The organism is Pedobacter sp. (genome assembly GCF_965249885.1).
In the GTDB taxonomy this organism is placed as follows: domain Bacteria; phylum Bacteroidota; class Bacteroidia; order Sphingobacteriales; family Sphingobacteriaceae; genus Pedobacter.
Genome location: NZ_OZ252254.1, coordinates 3035131 through 3056279, shown reverse-complemented (window position 1 = coordinate 3056279; position 21149 = coordinate 3035131). Strand labels below are relative to the sequence as shown.

20 protein-coding genes are annotated in these 21149 nt (G+C 38.1%); 9 read left to right on the top strand and 11 right to left on the bottom strand.

All coding sequences use genetic code 11. The features are described 5' to 3' along the window. Positions 1–25 precede the first annotated feature (25 nt). Entirely contained in the window at positions 26–1924 is a 1899-nt protein-coding gene (acs, locus tag ACY2A0_RS13040) for an acetate--CoA ligase (RefSeq protein WP_461789956.1), read from the bottom strand. A 428-nt stretch (positions 1925–2352) separates the two neighbouring features. Here acs and rpmB point away from each other — a divergent pair, with 428 nt between their 5' ends. From rpmB to ACY2A0_RS13000, 8 genes are all read left to right on the top strand, one after another. After that, the gene (gene rpmB / locus ACY2A0_RS13035; RefSeq protein WP_113637762.1) at positions 2353–2586 is read left to right on the top strand and encodes a 50S ribosomal protein L28; all 234 of its coding nucleotides are present in this window, start codon (positions 2353–2355) and stop codon (positions 2584–2586) included. 37 nt (positions 2587–2623) lie between these two features. Then, a complete protein-coding gene (gene rpmG, locus ACY2A0_RS13030; RefSeq protein ID WP_107216618.1) occupies positions 2624–2806 on the top strand; it encodes a 50S ribosomal protein L33 in 183 nt (60 codons plus the stop codon). An 84-nt stretch (positions 2807–2890) separates the two neighbouring features. Continuing rightward, positions 2891–3055 carry a DUF4295 domain-containing protein gene (locus ACY2A0_RS13025; protein ID WP_461789955.1) on the top strand — a complete coding sequence of 55 codons (165 nt, stop codon included), beginning with the start codon at positions 2891–2893 and terminating at the stop codon, positions 3053–3055. Positions 3056–3122: 67 nt separating this feature from the next. Continuing rightward, positions 3123–4085, top strand: coding sequence for a signal recognition particle-docking protein FtsY (gene ftsY, locus ACY2A0_RS13020; RefSeq protein WP_461789954.1), 963 nt, complete (start codon positions 3123–3125; stop codon positions 4083–4085). A gap of 35 nt (positions 4086–4120) precedes the next feature. Next, positions 4121–4498, top strand: coding sequence for a GxxExxY protein (locus ACY2A0_RS13015; protein WP_461789953.1), 378 nt, complete (start codon positions 4121–4123; stop codon positions 4496–4498). Between the two features lie 79 nt (positions 4499–4577). After that, positions 4578–5909 carry a 30S ribosomal protein S12 methylthiotransferase RimO gene (gene rimO / locus ACY2A0_RS13010; protein WP_461789952.1) on the top strand — a complete coding sequence of 444 codons (1332 nt, stop codon included), beginning with the start codon at positions 4578–4580 and terminating at the stop codon, positions 5907–5909. A 147-nt stretch (positions 5910–6056) separates the two neighbouring features. After that, positions 6057–7643, top strand: a complete 1587-nt coding sequence (gene bshC, locus ACY2A0_RS13005) for a bacillithiol biosynthesis cysteine-adding enzyme BshC (RefSeq protein ID WP_461789951.1) — start codon at positions 6057–6059, stop codon at positions 7641–7643. 138 nt (positions 7644–7781) lie between these two features. Further along, entirely contained in the window at positions 7782–8861 is a 1080-nt protein-coding gene (locus ACY2A0_RS13000) for an Ldh family oxidoreductase (RefSeq protein WP_461789950.1), read from the top strand. On the opposite strand, the gene ACY2A0_RS12995 is transcribed toward ACY2A0_RS13000, so the two are convergent. The 10 genes from ACY2A0_RS12995 to hemA all read right to left on the bottom strand — a co-directional run bounded on the left by ACY2A0_RS12995 (position 8858) and on the right by hemA (position 20042). Further along, on the bottom strand, positions 8858–9991 hold the full coding sequence (locus tag ACY2A0_RS12995; protein ID WP_461791536.1) for a hypothetical protein: 1134 nt from the start codon (positions 9989–9991) through the stop codon (positions 8858–8860). The genes ACY2A0_RS13000 and ACY2A0_RS12995 overlap by 4 nt on opposite strands. A 181-nt stretch (positions 9992–10172) precedes the next feature. Then, on the bottom strand, positions 10173–10721 hold the full coding sequence (locus tag ACY2A0_RS12990; RefSeq protein ID WP_461789947.1) for a CopD family protein: 549 nt from the start codon (positions 10719–10721) through the stop codon (positions 10173–10175). Between the two features lie 78 nt (positions 10722–10799). After that, positions 10800–11825, bottom strand: a complete 1026-nt coding sequence (gene hemE / locus ACY2A0_RS12985) for a uroporphyrinogen decarboxylase (RefSeq protein WP_461789946.1) — start codon at positions 11823–11825, stop codon at positions 10800–10802. 6 nt (positions 11826–11831) lie between these two features. After that, on the bottom strand, positions 11832–12350 hold the full coding sequence (locus tag ACY2A0_RS12980) for a hypothetical protein (RefSeq protein ID WP_461789945.1): 519 nt from the start codon (positions 12348–12350) through the stop codon (positions 11832–11834). After that, the gene (locus tag ACY2A0_RS12975; protein WP_113637784.1) at positions 12350–13054 is read right to left on the bottom strand and encodes a response regulator transcription factor; all 705 of its coding nucleotides are present in this window, start codon (positions 13052–13054) and stop codon (positions 12350–12352) included. The genes ACY2A0_RS12980 and ACY2A0_RS12975 overlap by 1 nt, the downstream gene beginning before the upstream one ends. A gap of 1 nt (position 13055) precedes the next feature. Further along, the gene (locus ACY2A0_RS12970; RefSeq protein WP_461789944.1) at positions 13056–13922 is read right to left on the bottom strand and encodes a sensor histidine kinase; all 867 of its coding nucleotides are present in this window, start codon (positions 13920–13922) and stop codon (positions 13056–13058) included. Between the two features lie 420 nt (positions 13923–14342). Further along, positions 14343–15641 (bottom strand): glutamate-1-semialdehyde 2,1-aminomutase, encoded by a 1299-nt coding sequence (gene hemL / locus ACY2A0_RS12965; protein WP_461789943.1) that lies wholly within the window; start codon positions 15639–15641, stop codon positions 14343–14345. Between the two features lie 77 nt (positions 15642–15718). Further along, positions 15719–16687 (bottom strand): porphobilinogen synthase, encoded by a 969-nt coding sequence (hemB, locus tag ACY2A0_RS12960; RefSeq protein WP_461791061.1) that lies wholly within the window; start codon positions 16685–16687, stop codon positions 15719–15721. A 431-nt stretch (positions 16688–17118) separates the two neighbouring features. After that, positions 17119–18699, bottom strand: a complete 1581-nt coding sequence (gene hemC / locus ACY2A0_RS12955) for a hydroxymethylbilane synthase (RefSeq protein WP_461789942.1) — start codon at positions 18697–18699, stop codon at positions 17119–17121. Positions 18700–18815: 116 nt separating this feature from the next. Beyond that, positions 18816–20042 carry a glutamyl-tRNA reductase gene (hemA, locus tag ACY2A0_RS12950; RefSeq protein WP_461789941.1) on the bottom strand — a complete coding sequence of 409 codons (1227 nt, stop codon included), beginning with the start codon at positions 20040–20042 and terminating at the stop codon, positions 18816–18818. 274 nt (positions 20043–20316) lie between these two features. Here hemA and ACY2A0_RS12945 point away from each other — a divergent pair, with 274 nt between their 5' ends. Then, entirely contained in the window at positions 20317–21147 is an 831-nt protein-coding gene (locus tag ACY2A0_RS12945; protein WP_461789940.1) for an alpha/beta hydrolase family protein, read from the top strand. Positions 21148–21149 lie beyond the last annotated feature (2 nt).

The window sequence follows — 21149 nt, the reverse complement described above, 5'->3', positions numbered from 1 at the left end:
GGGCTTTTCAATTCGTATAGTCTACTTATTTACTACTTTGCGCAGCCGAGATAATTTCATCAACCACACTCGGATCCAATAATGTTGAAGTGTCTCCCAAGCTAGAAGTATCACCTTCGGCAATTTTCCTTAAAATTCTGCGCATAATTTTACCAGACCTAGTTTTTGGCAAACCCGATACAAATAACATTTTATCTGGTTTAGCAATGGCTCCAATTACACGAGTTACGGTTTGCAGGATATCTTTTTTAGTAAGCTCCGCATCCTGATGATGGTTCGGATAGATAATAAACGCATAAATACCCTGGCCTTTTACATCGTGAGGGTAACCCACTACGGCGCTCTCTACTACGCCAGCATGCATGTTTATCGCATTTTCCACCTCGGCTGTACCTATTCTATGTCCCGAAACATTTAATACATCATCTACCCTACCGGTAATTCTATAATACCCATCTTCATCTCTCAAACAGCCATCACCTGTAAAATACATACCAGGATAGGTAGAGAAATATGTCTGCTTGCAGCGTTCGTGATCACCGTAAGTGGTGCGTAACATGCCTGGCCAAGGGAACTTAATACAAAGGTTCCCACTTACGCTGTTCCCTTCTATTTCGTTACCGCTTTCATCCACCAAAACTGGCTGTATACCAGGCAGCGGCAAAGTGGCGTAGCTAGGTTTAGTTTTAGTTACCGTAGCAATTGGCGATATCATAATACCACCAGTTTCAGTTTGCCACCAAGTATCAACAATAGGCGCTTTTCCACCTCCAATTTTCTCATCAAACCAGTGCCAAGCTTCCTCGTTAATTGGCTCTCCCACTGAACCTAACACACGTAGTGAACTTAAATCTTTGCCTTTCAAAGGTTCATCACCGAATCCCATTAAAGATCTAATAGCAGTTGGAGCCGTATATAACGTATTTACTTTATGTTTCTCTACAATATCCCAAAAACGAGATGGCGTTGGATAAGTAGGTACACCTTCAAAAATTAATGAAGTTGCGCCTTGCGACAATGGACCGTATACAATATAAGAGTGGCCTGTAATCCAACCGATATCTGCCGTACAGAAATAAACCTCGTTTGGTTGATAATTAAATACATTGCTAAAAGTATAGCCTGCGTAAACCATATAGCCACCACAAGTATGCACTACACCTTTTGGCTTTCCCGTGGAACCCGATGTATAAAGGATAAACAACAGGTCTTCTGCATCCATTTCTTCTGCTTCGCAAACGGCATTAACGTGCTTCAATTCATCTTCCCACCAAACATCTCTGCCTTTCAGCATACTTACAGGCGTCCGCACATGGGTGAGTACAATTACTTTCTCCACTGTCGGACAACCAATCAAAGCATCATCAATTACATCTTTTAATGGAATAGGTTTTGCTCCACGATAAACACCGTCTGCAGTTACTACCAATTTACATTGCGAATCGTTAATTCTATCAGCAATTGATTTGGCAGAAAAACCGCCAAAAATTACCGAATGCACAGCTCCGATACGAGCACAAGCCAAAACGGCTACTGCTAATTCAGGCACCATCGGCATGTAGATACAAATCCTGTCGCCTTTTTTAGCACCATTACGTTTCAATACATTGGCAAAACGACAAACACGTTCATGTAACATCCGGTAGGTAATGGTAACGCTATCTTGCTCCGGATCGTTTGGTTCCCAAATAATTGCAGGTTTATCTCCGTTTTTTTCTAAATGTCTATCTAAACAGTTCTCTGTGATATTAAGTTTTGCGCCTTCAAACCATTTAATACTCGGTTCTTCAAAATTCCATGATAGTACTTTATACCAAGGTTTACGCCATTGGAAGTTTTGGGCTACCTCGCCCCAAAATTGTTCTGGATTTTCGACACTTTTTTTGTAGCTTTCTTCATACTGCTCAAAAGATTGGATTTGCATAGTATATCTATAATAGGTTTTGGATTTGTTCGATTGCTAAATTAAGTAATTATATACTATAAAAACATCAAAATCGTTTCAATCTTATAAATATTTCCGTAATAAATAGGTTGATTTATTTCAATTTCAGTAAAATAAAAAAGCCCAAGCTTATTGTTGAGCAAGGGCTAATGGGAGCCTGTAACCTAGTTTACATATCTTAACTCTTCAAAGTTAAAACACCGATTAAACAAATGAAATACTCAAAACTTGGTATTTTAAACGGAAAAATACTGCCAATGCCATTAACTTGCTAGGCTTAACTTGATTAATAAAAAAATATCTTTAAAATATTTTTACAGCACACTTGATGAATACAAAAATTATTCTGATATTTGCAGGCTCTTAAAAAGAATTAAGCGACGAATAACAAATAACAAAATAAAGTCATGTCAAGAGTTTGTGATTTAACAGGAAAAGCCGCGATGAAAGGACATAACGTTTCTCACTCAAACGTTAAAACCAAGCGCAAGTTTTATCCTAACCTACAACTTCAGAAGTTTTATATCCCTGAAGAAGATCGTTGGATAACATTAAAAGTATCTACTTCGGCTATTAAAACCATCAATAAAATTGGTGTTTCTGAAGCGATTAATCGTTTCATGAAAAAAGGATATTTGTAACAAAATTTGCCGTTTTACGGCATAAATAGATAAAGAAATGGCAAAAAAAGGTAACAGAGTTCAAGTTATTTTAGAGTGCACAGAGCATAAAACAAGTGGTATGCCTGGTATGTCTAGATATATTTCTACTAAAAACCGTAAAAACACTACTGAGCGTTTAGAGTTGAAAAAATACAACCCGGTTTTAAAGAAAGTAACCGTACACAAGGAGATTAAATAATTTTGAAGGAGGTAAATGATTGAATTACAGGATTAAATTCAGTCATTGGTAATTCACTCACTCAATCATTAAATTTAAAAAAACATGGCAAAGAAAGTAGTTGCAACCCTTAAAACAGGTACAGGTAAAGAATATTCAAAAGTGATCACAATGACTAAATCACCTAAAACTGGTGCTTATTCATTCAAAGAATCAATTGTTCACAATGATCACGTTAAAGATGCTATTGCTGGAACAAACGGCAAATAACAATATTTAAGAATAGCTTAAGAGCCGTTCCGTATTAACGGAAGGGCTTTTTTTATTTTATCAGATTATGGGTTTATTCGATTTTTTTAAAAAGAAAGAAACCGCACCTGAAGCTCAGGAAGCGCTAGATAAAGGACTGGAAAAAACGAAAGAAGGTTTTTTCAGCAAACTCACCAAGGCAGTAGCCGGTAAGTCAACAGTAGATGACGATGTGTTGGACAACCTCGAAGAAGTACTGGTAACTTCGGACGTTGGTGTAAGCACTACGTTGAAGATCATTGATAGGATCCAAGACCGTGTTGCTAAGGACAAATACCTTTCTACTTCGGAATTAAACCACTTACTTCGTGACGAAATTCAGTTACTATTAGCCGAAAACAACAGTAACGATTTTAGGAACTTTGAATACGGAGAACATAAACCTTATGTAATTATGGTTGTTGGGGTTAATGGCGTAGGCAAAACCACTACTATCGGCAAACTTGCGCATAAACTCAAAAAAGAAAATTTAAAGGTTGTGCTTGGCGCAGCTGATACTTTCAGAGCTGCGGCGGTTGACCAAATTAAACTTTGGGGCGAACGTGTTGATGTACGCGTAGTAGCGCAAGCAATGGGTTCTGATCCTGCTTCGGTAGCTTTTGACACTTTGCAATCGGCAGTTGCCAATAAAGAAGATGTGGTGATAATTGATACCGCTGGCCGTTTACACAACAAAGTTGGATTGATGAACGAGCTTGGCAAAATTAAAAACGTGATGCAAAAAGTTGTCCCTAATGCACCCCATGAAATTTTATTGGTGCTAGACGGATCAACCGGACAAAATGCTTTTGAACAGTGCAAGCAATTTACCGAAGCTACAGACGTAAATGCATTAGCCATTACCAAATTAGACGGTACTGCCAAAGGCGGCGTGGTTATTGGGATTTCGGATCAATTTAAAATCCCAGTAAAATATATCGGCGTGGGAGAAAAAATGGATGATTTGCAGTTGTTCGATAAGAAAGAGTTTGTGAATAGTTTATTTAAATAAATGATTACACAGATTTTAGGATTACACAGATATATATGGAATACGAGACAGCCTATGATGAGGTAACCCGAAAAATAATTGGGCTTTGTTTTGAGATACATAATACTCTTGGTCCAGGTTTTCTTGAAAAAATATATGTAAATGCCTTAAAAATAAAACTTCAACACATCGGTTTATCATTCGAAGCCGAAAAAGAATTTATTGTTGAATTTGAGAATGTAATTATCGGTAAATTTAGGTGCGACTTATTGGTTGAAAATAAAGTAATAGTAGAATTAAAATCTGTTACGGGCTATCAGCCCAAATTATTTCAAAATCAATTAATTTCCTACTTAAGAGCTAGTAGAATAAAAACCGGACTACTAATAAATTTTGGCAATACCAGCTGTGAAATAAAACGTCTTTCAGTTTAATCAATAAATCGGTGTAATCTCATCATCTGTGAAATCATACCGTAGGAAATAAAATCTCTGAAATCATCTTAAGATAAAAATGATTACAAAAAACAAAACTACTACAAAAACGGCTCAACCTAAGATTAACGTAATTACGCTTGGTTGCTCTAAGAATACTTACGATAGCGAAGTGCTGATGGGGCAACTAAAAGGCAACAATCTTAATGTGGAGCACGAAGCGAATAAACTTGGGAAAGATGATATTGTAGTAATAAACACTTGCGGCTTTATCGACAATGCCAAGCAAGAATCTATTGACACCATTTTACAGTATAGCCAATTAAAAGACGAAGGTAAAGTTGCAAAGGTAATTGTTACAGGCTGTCTTTCTGAGCGCTACAAGCCAGATTTGGAAGCGGAAATTACTAACGTAGATGCCTATTTTGGTACTAATGATCTTCAAAATATCTTACACACTCTAGGTGCCAACTACAAGCATGAACTCATAGGCGAGCGTTTGCTTACCACACCATCGCATTTCGCTTATTTCAAAATTGCTGAAGGCTGTAACCGCCCATGCTCCTTTTGTGCTATCCCGCTAATGCGAGGAAAACACGTTTCGAGAGATATGAGCGAGTTGGTAAATGAAGCAAAAATATTAGCAGCCAATGGAACAAAAGAACTGATTTTGATTGCCCAAGATTTAACCTATTACGGTTTAGATTTATACGGTAAAAGAAACTTAGATGAGCTTTTACGTCGCTTATCTGATGTGAATGGCATTGAGTGGATCAGGTTACAATATGCCTATCCTTCTGGTTTTCCAATGGAGATTTTAGATGCTATGAACGAGCGTGAAAACATCTGTAAATACTTAGACATGCCTTTACAGCATATCACAGATAACATGTTGAAGTCGATGCGTCGTGGGATTACTAAGCAAAAAACCATTGATATCGTTAATGAGATTAGAGCTAGGGTTCCAAACATCGCTATGCGTACTACGCTAATTTGTGGCTATCCAGGTGAAACTGAACGTGACTTTGAAGAAATGTACCAGTGGGTAGAAGATACTAGATTTGATAGACTTGGCTGTTTCACCTATTCACATGAGGAAAAAACGCATGCCTATGATTTAGTGGACGATGTGCCGGATGAAGTTAAACAAGAGCGTGTGGATGCCATTATGGAACTGCAACAGGGCATTTCATTTGACATCAATCAAGAAAAAGTAGGCAAAACTTACAAAGTGCTGGTAGATAGAAAAGAAGGTGATTTTTTCATCGGACGTACTGAATTTGATTCCCCGGAGGTTGACAATGAAGTCTTAATCGATGCCAACTCGGGTTACGCAGCCATTGGAAGCTTTGTTAATGTTAAGGTAGATAGAGCGGAAGATTTTGATTTGTACGGGCAAATTGTAAAGTAGAAATCAAAGTATTATTATATAGAATGGTCGGGCCAAATTAGCTCGACCTTTTTTATTTCAGTGAGGCAGGCAAAGCTATAACATCGATAAAGTGTAAAATAAAGTAAATGGCTACTCTTGTTTCAAAATTTAATTTAATTTCGAAATGTGAAGGCTAAATACATTTCTTATCAGGACACACATTCTTTTTCAAAACTGGTCTTAGACTATGTTAACGATGTGGAATTCCTAAAATCGTTTTACAGTTACCGACCAGATATCGATGGTCTGAAAAAAGCAGTAGAGACGCACCAGTTCATTGGAAATAGGGCCGTCTTAGTAAAGACATTGCAACAGCAATACCAATCGATAAAAGTTAACCAAGCCGTTAGTGCAAACATCGATTTACTAGCAGCCGACAACACTTATACTGTTGCTACAGGCCATCAGCTCAACCTTTTTACCGGTCCTCTTTATTTCATTTATAAAATAGTAAGTACTATCAACTTAGCTTTGGAGCTAAAAATAGCGTTTCCTGACAAAAACTTTGTACCCATTTATTGGATGGCGACGGAGGATCACGATTTTGAAGAAATTAATCACATCAGTCTGGACGATAAGCAAATTAGTTGGATACAGCAAACCAACGGCGCTACCGGTAGGCTAAGTACAAAAACAGTGGCTGCAGCCGTACAAGCCTACAAAGGCTATTTAGGCATTAGCAAAAACGGGAAAAAACTAGGTAAGTTGGTTGAAAAAGCTTATCTGGAAAATGAAAATTTAGCGGATGCTACCCGGACATTGGTAAATAGCTTATTTGAGCAATATGGCTTGGTAATTATCAACGCGGACGATACCGATTTGAAAGCACAATTTAAGGATATTATTAAGCGTGATATCACTGAACAAAACAGCGCTAGATTAACAGAAGAGACAAGTGACATATTAGAAGATAAAGGCTATAAATCTCAAGTAAATGGCCGCGACATTAACTTCTTTTACTTAAAGGAAAATCTTAGAGAACGCATTATCAAGGAGGAAAATCTCTTTAAAGTGAACAACACAGCTATCACTTTCACTGAAGATGAGCTCCTGAATGAGATCGATAGTAATCCGGAGCGATTCAGTCCGAATGTGATTATGCGCCCACTTTACCAAGAGGTGATTTTACCCAACATTGCCTACATAGGTGGTGGTGCCGAGGTTGCTTATTGGATGCAACTAAAAGCAAATTTCGATTTTTATAAAGTGAACTTCCCAGTATTACTGTTGAGAAATTCGGCCTTGGTGATAGACAGAAGAAGTTTGGAGAACCTGAATAAGTTGAGGTTCGATTTTGAAGACATCTTTTTACCCACGCAAGAACTGCAGAATAAATGGATCAAGAACAATACAGAATTCCAGATTTGTTTAACAGACGAAGCTGCTGCTATTAAAGCCATTTTCGATAGAATTAAACTCAACTCTTTCAAAATAGATAAGACTTTAGAAGCATCGGCAGATGCTGCTCTTACCAAAACTGAAAAGCTAATCAAGAATTTGGAAAAGAAACTCGTGAAAGCGGAAAAGCGAAATCATGAAGTGTCAATATCCCAAATTGAACATTTAAAACAGCGTTTATTCCCAGGAGGAACATTGCAGGAAAGAACTTTGAACTTAGCTCCAATGTATGTTAACTATGGTGATGATTTTATTGCTTCACTAATTGAAAACTTTGAACCTTTAGGTGGTGATTTTACATTGATACTTGCGTAAGGCGGATGAGTGAGGGAGTGACTGAATTAGTGAATGGCTAAATGAATAAATGGTTGAACGCTTACACCAAAAGCTACGTCAACTAACCTTAATAACAATCCAACAATAAAAATTTAATAGTATACAAATTCCGAAACCATGTTTATCACTTTCAGCGAAGAACAACTAAGAACCTTTACCTACGATGTTTTCAAAAAAATGGGTTGCTCTGATGAACATGCAGCGCTGGCAACTGATGTGTTAGTTAGAGCTGATCTTCGAGGAATTGATTCACATGGTGTAGCCAGATTAAGTGGTTACTATCGCCTTTGGGAGAAGAAAAGAATTAACGGCACGCCAAACATTCGTATAGTACATGAAACAGCGACCACCGCAACGGTAGATGGAGATGCAGGCCTAGGTTTAGTTGTTGCGCCGTTTGCCATGCAAGTCGCTATGGAAAAAGCAGAGAAATACGGAAGTGGTTGGGTGTCGGTTAAAAACTCTAATCATTTCGGCATTGCCGGCTATCATGCGTTAATGGCGGTAGCACAGGACATGATTGGAATTAGCATGACCAATGCCAGTCCACTAGTAGCACCAACCTACGCTAATGAGCGTTTACTAGGTACCAACCCGATGTGTTATGCATTCCCAGCGGGAAATTATCCTCCGGTAGTTGTTGATATGGCAACCGCTGCCGCAGCCAATGGCAAACTAGAAATTGCGCAACGAGCAAACTCTCCTATTCCAGCAGGCTGGGTTCAAAATAAAGATGGCGAGGTGTCTACTAATCCAAACGAACTAAAAAGTGGCGGATCGCTACTTCCTTTAGGCAGCGACAAAGATCATGGCAGCCACAAAGGATATGGACTTGGCACCACGGTTGACATCCTTTCTGCGGTACTTTCTGGTGCAAACTATGGCCCTTGGGTACCACCTTTTGTAGCTTTCCTAGAACCGGATCCTAACCCAGTTGGTGAAGGGATTGGTCACTTTTTAGGTGCAATGCGTGTGGATGGCTTTCGTCCAGCACAAGACTTTAAAGACCACTTAGATAATTGGATAGAGCGTTTTAAAGGCGCTAAAACTATTGATGAAAGCAAAAAAGTCATCATTCCAGGCGAACCCGAATATCAATTTGAAAACGAGCGTAAAATAGCAGGAATTCCATTGATTGACGTGGTTGTAAAAGACTTAAATGAATTAGCAGAAAAAATCGGCGTGGCTAAACTTTAATTCTTGAGCTTAAAGAGCTTGAAGTCTTGTTTATAAGTAAGAAAAAAAGAGTGATTAAATTGCAAATTGCTACTGCTATTCGCTAAATCAAAATGCGGTTCAAAACGAACATCTAGATATAAATTAGGTAACAATTCCTTAAGATATTGATATCGAAACATTAAGATTTGCCGCTTATTTTCGGTGTAGCCTTTTTCATATAAATTATCAGAAACTGATTGATACAAAGGCATCCCTTTAATAGTAATAAACTTATTCCCTTGCCAGTAAGAAGTTGAGAAATTACCGAAATAGGTATCAATTCCGGCATTTAGCCACAAACCAAACCCACCTTGATAAGCCCTCACTTTTGTGGGCGAAAAATCCTTATAAGCAGCAATGTAGTTGTTGGTATATATTTGTTTGATTCGATACCCGATGTTTTTGCTCAAGCTAAATCCAGCAGCACCGTTAAATAAGGTAGAAATCGGGATCTCTTTTAAAACATCTATTTGCCCACCTTGATGGTACACTAACATTTGAGCGGGAATACTAAGTTTCCAGTCATCATTTTTTAGCAAAGTAATATCGGTAGTAAATCCACCAACAATTTCTTCCTTAGCCGCCTCACCAGTGTAAATCATCTTTTGCCAAGCAATCCAAGTATCTAACCTAAATTTTTCTCTGTTAAGCAAAAGCTGGGTACCATATTCTATTGGCGTAGTAATTTTACGCTCAAAATTATACAGCGGCTCAATATACTGATGTTGTATATTCCCTTCTAAACTACCAAAAACTAAGGTTAGGTTATTCTTACTGTATTTTAAGTTGAAAAGCGGCTTGGCATCATATAACCCCCGTTCATTTCCGAAATCTTTCCTTAGATATGCTCCAGCAGTGATAGCAAGATTTGGATGAGCATAATACACCAACTGCGGCTCAAGTTGCGTACCGTAAAGGGTGTAGCCATCATGAAAATTATTGGAATATTCGTAGTTTCTAACGTAGTTGAAGTTATAGAAATTAAGGTGAATCTCGTTCGTTAAGCTATCCGCTGGACGAATTGGGTTATACAAATAGCTGTTGTTGAGCTGCGCCTGCCCCGACAAAACAAGTAAAGCGAATAAGACTGTAAGTAATTGTTTCCTCATTTATATTAATTTCACGATGTGTTCTTCGCTGCTAGCAAAGAAATCTATACAGTATTTTGTCATTTAAAGCAAGCTCCCTGTCATTCAGAGTAAAGTGAGGAACCTAATCGCATATTTTAGACTTCTCGTAACCTCGAAATGACAAAGGAGCCATCTACTATTTCTAATGCCAAAAGCGTAACTATACTCCTTTTTTTTCCCTGTATTTTTTATACAACTTCACAGCTATCATTATAAGCAAAGCGATGCCCATAATTCCGACTAAGCCATAAACCCAATCCATAGCGTTTTTAAGAATCACCACAAAAACAATGGCAATCATAAATATAGTGGCAAGCTCTCTCCATAAACGTAGTTTAAAGCTACTCCAAACAAAACGCTCATTTTTCAACTTAGCAATAATGCCTTGGCAAATAAAATGATAAATGAGCAAGCCTAAAACAAAAGCTAGTTTTACCCACATCCAATCCATTTGCAACAACCCCGGATTCAAATGAAGCATACTTAAACCTGCTAGCAAAGAAATAATCATTGCAGGTTGGCAAATGATTTTCCACAGCGTAGCTTCCATCTTAACAAACTGCTTTTTAAGGATGCTATTTTCTGGCTCGGGTTTATCGTTAGCTTCAGTATGGTAAATAAACAAACTTAGCAAGTAGAAAAGTCCTGCCATCCAGCTGATTACAAAAACGATGTGTACTGCCTTGAAATATTGATAATACTCTACCATTTGAAATTTCCTCAATTAGCTTAATTGCTAAACAATAATATAAAAAAAGACCCCGAAATTAATTCAGGGTTCCAGATTTTAATATCTAAATTCTTTAACTACTTCAATAGCATATTTAACGTTATCGAATGGAATATCGGGCATAATGCCGTGACCTAAGTTAAAGATAAAGCCATTTTCGCCACGCATACGTTCAAACAATTTATGTATTTGCGCTTTAATTACAGGCTGATCAGCATACAAAATATGCGGATCTAGATTACCTTGAACTGCCATTCCAGCTGGTAAAGCCTTTTTGATGTTCAATAAATCAGCATTCCAGTCAATTGAAACCACATCAGGTTTAGCTTCTGCCATTATAGGTGCAAAAACAGAACTTCCTTTACAAAAAGAAATTACAGGGATATTGGTTCTATTTAAACCAGCAATAATTTGCGCATTATATTGGTGAGAAAACTCTTGATAATCGTTCCACGAAAGTGCTAAAGCCCAACTATCAAACAATTGCAACGCATTAACTCCCGCTTCAATTTGTAGATTCAAGTAATCGGTAGTTACTTTAGCAATTTTAGCCAATAATTTGTGGGCCAACTCCGGGTGGTTATGAATCAACAACTTCGTTAATTTAAAGTCTTTTGAAGATCCACCTTCCACCAAATAACTCATCACCGTAAACGGAGCACCAGCAAATCCAATTAACGGAATGCTACCATTTAAGCGTTGCTGAATAACTTTTATTGCATCGGCAACATATTGCAGTTTATCTAAGCAATCGGTAGCTAAAGCCTCTACATCAGCTTCTGTACGTACCGGATTGGCAAACTTAGGACCAACACCTTGGGTAAAGCTCAAATCACCACCCATTGCTTCACCTGTCACTAAAATATCAGAGAACAAAATGGCTGCATCAATACCCAACAAATCCACCGGCAACATGGTTACGTCAGCGGCAATTTCTGGAGTTTTGCACATCTCCAAAAACGAATATTTGTTTTTAATTTCCCAGTATTGCGGCATAAACCTACCCGCCTGTCTCATCATCCATACTGGTGGTCGTTCTGTTTGTTTTGAAAATGCTGCGTCTAAAAATAAGTTGTTCTCCATTTTTTACTATGCCATCTTAGCGGCTTCTATCTCTATATTTTTAATAATGTCAATTGCTCTTGTTGATGTTGCCAACTCTTTCGCTTTAGCAGTATACGCTAATGCACGTTCGCTATCTTTTTTTCGGAGCGCTAAGTTAGCTAAATGAATTAAAACATAAGCTTTATCATTTTTTCCTCCTAAGGGGAAACGACTTGCTACCTGAAAATGAAACTCCGCTTTATCGTAGTCGCCCCTTTTCAACGCAATGTTTGCCCTCATAAATTCATAAAATCCACGCCTGTTTTTAGCTAATCTGTCTGGATTTTCTACTTCGTTTAAAACCTTTTCTGCGTTATCGTAATCCGAATTTTTAAAATACTTGGATGCCAACAGAACAGAACTTTGTTTAAAATGGCTCCACAGTACAAAGCAAAAAAGCAGCCCTGAAATAGCTGCCAGCTGATATTGCTGAAAATAAAGACTTACTGATGCCGATAAAGTAAAAATACCCATCAGCACGTACCTGCCAAATCTATTATACATTAGTGTATATCAGTAAATTTATATCCAACCCCTCTAATTGAGTGAAAGTAGATAGGATTTTTTTGATCAGGCTCAAAATACTTACGGAAAGTCAAGATGAAATTGTCAATTGTCCTAGTTGATGGATAAACGTCATAATTCCAAACCGTTTCCAAAATTTGCTCACGAGAAACTGCTTCGTTTTTTCGCTCAATCAACAACTTAAGTAACATGGTTTCCTTTTTGGTCAAAGGCACTACAGTTCCATCATCTTGCTTTAACTCAAACGAATTGAAATAAATGGTTTTATCACCAATTTTGTATGAATTTAGCTCCTTTAAATCGTCAGGTTTTAAACTGCGTTTTACTAAAATTCCTACACGTAAAATAAGTTCTTCTAAGTTGAAAGGTTTTACTAAATAATCATCAGCACCTTTCTTTAATCCCATTACTCTATCTTCACTGGTATTTTTAGCGGTCAAAAATAAAATAGGAACTTCTGTATTTTCCAAACGGATAGTTTCACAAACTTGGAAACCGTCCATTTCAGGAAGCATTACATCTAAAATTACTAAATTAAAGCGCTCTTCTTTAAAAACTTTCAACGCTGTTTTTCCATCTTTAACAGCATGAACTTTATACCCTTCTAATTCGAGGTTTAATTTGATGGCATCCAACAAGTGATCTTCGTCTTCAACCAATAATACTCTTAATTTTTGTGACATATTAATTAAATGTTACTTCAAAAATTGCACCGTGAGGTACGTTATCTTTAACGCTAATATCAGCGTCGTGGTTTTGTAATACTTCCTTAACAATAAATAAGCCAAGTCCCGTACCCTTACTTTTGCGCACATTTTCGTCGCCCACACGGTAAAATTTATCAAAAATAAGCATCTTTTCGGCATCCGGAATGCCCAATCCTTTATCAGAAACCACTAATTTCACTTTACCGTCATTTTGGCACAGCTCTACTGTAATTTCGGCACAAGGACCCGAATACTTCACTGCATTTTCTACCAAGTTAGTTACCACTGATGATAATGCAAATTTATCCCCCTCTATAAAAACGCCTTCTTTGATATCGGCTTTGATAATTTGCTCACAACCGCACGAATGTACTTGCAGTCTATCCGTAATACGAGTAACCAAATCAGAAAAATCGAACTCTTCCTTAGGGAAAGAATAGGTTCTGCTTTCAATTTTAGTGGCCAACAACATATTTTCCACCAAATCATCCAAGCGTTCCACGTCTTTCAAAGAATTTCTGATTAGTGTGGTACGCTGCTCCTTGTCCAATTCTCTACGGGCAATAGTTTGTAATGAAAGCTTAATAGCCGCTAAAGGCGATTTTAACTCATGCGTAATAGACATTAAAAAATTCTGCTGCTGCTCTTTCAAACGCCCCTCTTTTTTAATGGAAGCATGGATAAAATAAGCACCTATACCTAGCAGAAACAGGAAAACTGCCCCCTCTCCCATAATCATCGGCATACGGGTAGCATCAATTTTTACCACTAAAGCACCCCAGCTAATCAGCTGCCCTAACGAGTAGAACAGTAAAACGTAAAATATGATGATCGATTTTTTCATATCTCCTATCCCTTGCTTATAGGATTCTAAATTTAATTATTTTATTTGAAAAGCAGTTTCTGTGATCCTTCGGTTATTTCAGCCCCGCTTTTCGTTATCATCTTTTTGCTGGTAGCGCTTTTAAACAACTTGTTATGCTGAGTTTATCGAAAGCATCTACTAACAACCAATCCTTCGACAGGCTCAGGATGACACCTACAAAAAGGATTCTCACTTCAATCGGGTTTAGTTAACAACCCCTATCTTCCTAAAATCCGGGATTATTCCATTAACGTTACTATCACCGTCATTGCGAGGTACAAAGCAATCTTACAACGATAAAAAGAACTAAGCAATAGCTTTAAGATTGCTTCGTACCTTGCAATGACGACCGAAACCCCATCTCAAGTTCTAATTCTTTTTTCCTATGTATTTGCTCCTCTATCCAAACACCACTTCCAAAGCTTCAAAAATTGCAGTCTTAGCTTTATCTAATTCTACCTGCGTATGTGCAGCACTCACAAAACCCACCTCATAGCCCGATGGACCAAAGTAAATCCCTCTGTTCAACAACTCACGGTGCATGATTTTAAATTTTTCCATGCTTGTCGGATCAATATCTTCTGCAGTTTTAATATCCTTACTAGTAAATGCAAACCAGAAAATTGATCCAACGGTAAAAATCTTCAATTCGTAGCCCTTCTCAGCAATGTGCGATTTTAGCTCGTTCACAAAAGCTTGTGCTTTGGCATTTAATTGTTCGTAAAAACCTTCGCTACTTAAAATCGTTAGAGCAGCGATACCCGCAGCCATAGCCACTGGATTTCCAGAAAGCGTACCCGCTTGGTAAACGCCACCATCTGGAGAAACATGAGCCATAATTTCGTTAGAACCACCGTACATGCCAACAGGTAAACCACCGCCAATAATTTTGCCATAAGTTACAATATCAGGCTTGATGCCATAATGAGCCGCAGCACCTTCAAAACCTACCCTAAAGCCGGTAATTACCTCATCAAAAATCAATAACGCAGCATTCGCTTTACAGATTTCACTCAAAAACTCAACATATTCCTGATCTTGAATTAATAAGCCATTATTGGCAGGAATTCCTTCTATAATTACCGCAGCGACATCATTTTTAAATTGCGCAAAAGCTTCAGTTACGGCATTTTTATCATTTAAAGCAATTACAATAGTTTCATCAGCAAACGCCTTAGGTACACCAGCCGAAGATGTTTCGCCGAATGTAACCAAGCCTGAACCTGCTTTTACCAAAAGTGAATCGCTGTGACCATGATAACACCCTTCAAATTTGATGATTTTATTTTTTCCAGTATAACCTCTAGCCAAACGGATAGCCGACATTACTGCTTCGGTTCCTGAGCTTGTAAAACGAATTTTCTCTACAAAACGATTGTTCTTGATGATCAATTCCGCTAATTCATTTTCCAAAGCAGTAGGTGCACCGAAACTCATTCCGTTTTGCATCACCTCGGTCACTTTCTCTCTAATTTCAGCGTTGTTATGCCCTAAAATTAGCGGTCCCCAGCTGGCACAAAAATCAACAAACTGATTACCATCAGCATCCCAGATGTAAGGCCCATCGCCTTTTTGAATAAACAAAGGTGTTCCGTAAACAGATTTGAAAGCACGTACTGGTGAGTTTACTCCCCCAGGAAAGTAAGTTTTAGATTTTTCGTACAGTTCCGCCGATTTGGCTCTTGATATATCTTGCATTTGTTATTAGTGGTTAGGCATTAGGAGTTAGGAGTTAGGGATTTTAACTGACACCTGGTCCCTGGCTCCTAATTCCTTTAAATCCATTTATTCTCTACAATATCTCTAATGTGATAAGTTGTAATGATACTTGCTCCTGCCCTAGCAAAAGCGTACATCGTTTCCATTACCACTTTTTGTTCGTCTATCCAGCCTTTCTCGGCAGCTGCTTTAATCATCGAGTATTCGCCCGATACATTGTAAACTGCAATAGGCAACTTGGTATTTTGCTTTAACCTAGCAATCACATCTAAGTAAGCTAAACCTGGTTTCACCATTAGTACATCGGCACCTTCCGCTTCATCTAGCAAAGCTTCTCTCACCGCCTCATCAGGATTACGAAAGTCCATTTGGTAGGCTTTCCTATCACCTTTGCTAGGCGCACAATCTGCAGCTTCCCTAAACGGTCCGTAGTATGCGGAAGCAAACTTAGTCGCATGACTCATCACTGCCACGTTTTCAAATCCATTTGCATCAAGCTTCTCACGGATTGCCGCAACCCGTCCATCCATCATGTCGGATGGAGCAAGCATATCAGCACCAGCTTCCGAATGATTTAAAGCCATTTTAGCAATCAACTCTACCGTGGCATCATTTTGTACATAATCATTATGCATGATACCGCAGTGACCATGGTTGGTGTAAGAGCAAACGCAAACATCAGTAACAACATACAAATCGTCACCAAATTGCTTTTTCAACTCCCTAACCGTAACTGGCACTAACGAATTGCTATCATAAGCCGATTTAGCATCTTCACTTTTTTCATCACCCACACCAAATAGCATAATTTTATTAACGCCCAAAGCAAGTCCTTTTTCTACATCTTTCAATAAAGTGTCCGTAGAAAAGTGGCTGATACCAGGCATTGCATCAATTGGATGAGCAACATTATTTCCCGGCACCACGAAATACGGATAAACAAACATATCCTTGGATAATTTCGTTTCGGCAACCATTTCTCTTACAATGGGATTTTTTCTGAGCCTACGTGGTCTATGCATAATTAGTATCGAGATTTTAGTATCAAGTATCAAGACTTGCTAATTTTATTTTTTCTTCTGAAAAGCGCCTACTCTGCAGTAATTCAATTCAGTCCCGCTATTCGTTTCATCTTTTTGTTGTCACCAGCGTTCATTTCTGTTATGCTAAGTTTATCGAAGCATCTATTCAAAAACCAATCCTTCGACTACTTGTCCCGACAATTCGGGGAGCTCAGGATGACACCAACAAAAAGGATTTCACTTCTATCGGGTTTATTGTACAACATTTCTGCTTTCTAGCAAATTGTAAAGTACAAAAATGCAAAGACAGAAGCATTATTGTTTGATACTTCTGTCATTTGTAAAGTCTTTACCTTGTGTTAACAATTTATTTAGATTCTTCGCTGTGCGCTGAATGAAGGCCAAGCATATCTAATTTATGAAACTGAGAGAAATTATTTCAGTTCAATTCCAAAAACCGCCTCCGCCAAGCCAATTTCATCAGGCGAGTAAGGCAATGCATATTTCACGCCCATCTCATCAAATTTCTTACCTGTTGAGTTTCCTATGGCAATTACCTTTTGCTCAGGCTCTAATAAGTTATCTGCAAAATATGCGTCAACATTGCTTGGACTGGTAAACACCAATACTTCCGCTGAGGTTCCGTCTACATTTTCCTCAATTACGGTTTCGTAAATCGGTAAATCGATAACTTTGGTGCTCGTAGTAAGGAACTTTTGCATCGTTAACAACGAATCTTGGGCTCGAGGAAAAACTACGGTTTGCCCATCTATTAATTTGGCAAAGTCCTGCGCTACCTCTTCAATTTCACCACCTTCGCCAACAAAATCAGCTAGGTGCCCAAATTTACGAAGCGAATCTTCCGAACCTCTGCCAACAACGCCAAATTTCACTTTTTTAGGCAGCACAGCATTCAACTTAAAGAAGTATTCTACGCCATTTCTGCTGCTAAAGAAAATCCAATCGGCATTTTTAAGGAAAAAATCGTCCAGTTTATTTACAATTGGAAACGTACGAATCAACGAACGACCATCTATTTCAATCTGCTGTTTTTCTAAAGCTTTACGGAAGTAACTATTTTCACCTACTTCTCTAGAAATAAACACTTTAGCAGGTTTTTTACGCTCAGCAGCAAATTTTGCAACAATTTTCTCTGCCAAACCTTCAGTTGAAGGAACTCTCAAGAACAATCGGTCGGGAAAATCCTCAGCCGTTGCAGCTTTAGAAGTCCAAACTTCAAATTCATCATCCTCCTTTTTACAGAAACAGCCTAATGGCATGTGGCAGCCACCCTCAAATAGGTTCAGCACCTTACGTTCTACTTCAATAGCTTCAACAACAGCAGCATTATTTATCTTTTGCAGCTCATTAAAAAGCTCGGTATCATTTTCCCTGATCTGTATTGCCAATGCGCCTTGAGCAGGTGCAGGAACAATTTCGGTAGGGTCAATCACTTCTACGTGGAATTCGCTCAAATCTAAACCTAAACGATTAACGCCCGCTTTTGCCAAAACAATAGCATCATAATCTTCATCACGTAATTTTTGGATACGTGTTGGTACGTTACCACGTAAATCTTCGATATTTAGATCAGGTCTTAGCGCTAATAGTTGTGCCTTACGACGATTGGAAGATGTACCCACCATCGCTCCTTTTTTCAGCGAAAGCTTATGACTTACATCCACGCAATCTTTTAAAATTAGCAATAGCTCCGAAGGATCTTCACGTTCAGGCACTGCAGCAATAATTAAACCTGGTGGATTTGTTGTTGGTAAATCTTTATGAGAGTGTACAGCAATATCAATAGTGCCATTGATTAGCTCCTCTTCCAGTTCCTTTGTGAAAAAACCTTTCCCTTCCAACTTATCCAACCTTAGGTTAAGGATTTTATCGCCCTGCGTTTTGATGATTTTAAGCTCAGCTTCAATGCCTATGCTTGCTAATCTATCTTTCGTGTAATTGGCTTGCCAAAGGGCTAAATCACTGCCACGTGTCCCGATAATTACTTTCTTCACTTTATAATAAGATTTTGCGCTAAATTAAGAAAATTTGATGATGTGCGAAGGTGATAATTTGATGATTAGTATAGAGCTTATTTTCAGACAAGTTAACTTTTCTGACTTACCGACTACTAACTATTCTTCACCAAAATTTCTTTGGCCATCACCATTGGAACGCTGATGTATTTTTTTTCCATGTAGCTAATTACCTGTTGTAACACCGCTTTTGCCTCATCATCAAGTGCATTAATTTCTTCGGCAAACACAGTGTTAACCGCTTTATCTTTAATTTCCTTGATTTTTTTAGGCACTTCGCTCATCGCCAACTCGATCCGACGCTGGCGTAAAACCAGTTCAAATTCTTTGATGTTCTCCTCAATGATTTGCTCGGCGTGTACCAGCTCGTCATAACGTTCTTGGATATTTTTACGAGCAATTTCCTTTAGAGATTCCACTTCTATGTAGTGAATAGGAAAATTTTCTCGCACATCTAACGCTGTATCGTTAGGAATAGCTAAATCCACGATTACCTTTTTTCCGGTTTCTCCGTTCAATAAGCTTTCGTAAATATCCCTAGTAATTACTGGCTCAATAGCCCCTGTGCAAGTGATAATTACGTCAAAACCTTGCTTGTAGGTGGATAGAGCCTCTAGAGAAAAAGCTTTTCCATTAAGTTCCGCAGCCAATGTCTCCGCCTTTTCCAGTGTACGATTAAATACAGAAAAATTAGAGTATTTATGCTTTTTTAAATATTGAGCAATGTTATTGTTGGTTTCGCCAGCGCCAATAATGAGCAAACGAGAGTTACCACACATATTTAACTCACGCAGCTTCCTGTAAGCCAAAGAAACCACTGATACTGGATTTCGAGAGATATTGGTATTGGTATAAACTTCTTTCGCAGTTTTCACCACCCTATTCATGATGGTGCGCATATAATCACCGGTGAAACCCGCTTTCTGACAAGCTTCATATGCCCTGCGTACTTGTGCCAAGATCTCTTTTTCGCCTACTACTAAGCTTTCCAAAGAACATGAAATACGCAACAGGTGATTGAACGCTTCTACTTTTTCATAAGTAGATACATTATTGATAAAATTTTCCATGTACTCTTCTGGCAAACCCATATCCAGCACATGCAAAAATTTCGAAATAAAGGCTTTATTTAATTCGGCAGCAGAGGTAAAGATAAATTCAACTCTATTGCAAGTGCCAACATAAAATATCTCTTTGATATTTAACTCAGACTGGACATTACGCAACCGATCATCCAACGTTTGCTCACATATAACCAATTTGCCTAAAGACTTTAGGTCAATTTGTTGATGTGTGAATGCAATAATCTTTAAATATTCCAAAATGGTTAGCCTCTATTATTTAAGCGCAACAAAAGTAATAAGCAGTGTGAGTTTATCTGTCATTGAGCTGTAATTTAGGCTAATTTAGAACGGTTTTAAATTACAAAACTTTAGAAAATAGCAATAGAAACTAGGTTTGATAACGAATAACCTAAGCTAGAATTATCACAAATTTCCATAATTTTACTTTACTAGGAAACAAAAACTAAAGCTACTTGTCAAGTTAATGGACATCACATAGTTTTAAATAAACGCTATCCGAAAAATAATTGATATGGTACATCAAGAGCAATTTTCTTTAGTTGGCGCAAATGGCAAGCCAATTTATGGTGATTTAAATTATGACCCGCAAAACAGCAACATGCCTTTAGTGATATTTGTACATGGCTTTAAAGGGTTCAAAAATTGGGGAGCGCATGATTTAGTTGCGAAATATTTTGTTCAAAATGGTTATCGTTACCTTAAATTTAATCTTTCTCATAGTGGTGTAACAGGAGAGAATCTAACAGACGTAACCGACATGGATACCTTTGCTGATAACACATTTAGCAAGGAAATGATAGACTTAGATGTGGTAATTAATCATGCTACTAATTATTTAGGCGTAGATGGAGTGATTTTAATTGGGCATAGCAGAGCAGGCGGATTGAGCATCTTGCAAGCCGCTAACAATCCCGCTGTAAGGGGTTTAATCACATGGAGTTCCATAGCCGATTTCAGCAGTCTTTGGAAAAAAGAGCAGGAAGAAGATTGGCGAAAAACAGGCAAAATTGGCGTTTACAATGCCCGCACTAAAGAAACCATGCCATTAAATGTGACACTGCTTACCGATTTTGAAACCAATAAAGAAACATTAAATATACTGGCTGCTGCAAAGCGAATCAATGTCCCTTGGCTGATTGTGCAAGGCGATGAAGATGTAAATGTTCCTTTCGCCACAGCTGAAAAGCTAGCCAATGCGAATCCGGCAAGTAGGTTAATCAAAATTGCTGGCGCCAACCACGTGTATGGCGTCACACATCCGTACAGAAGTGACACCTTACCTGCACAATTATTTGAAGTTTGCGAAAAAAGCTTGAAGTTTTTAGCGCATAATTTTAAGTAGAT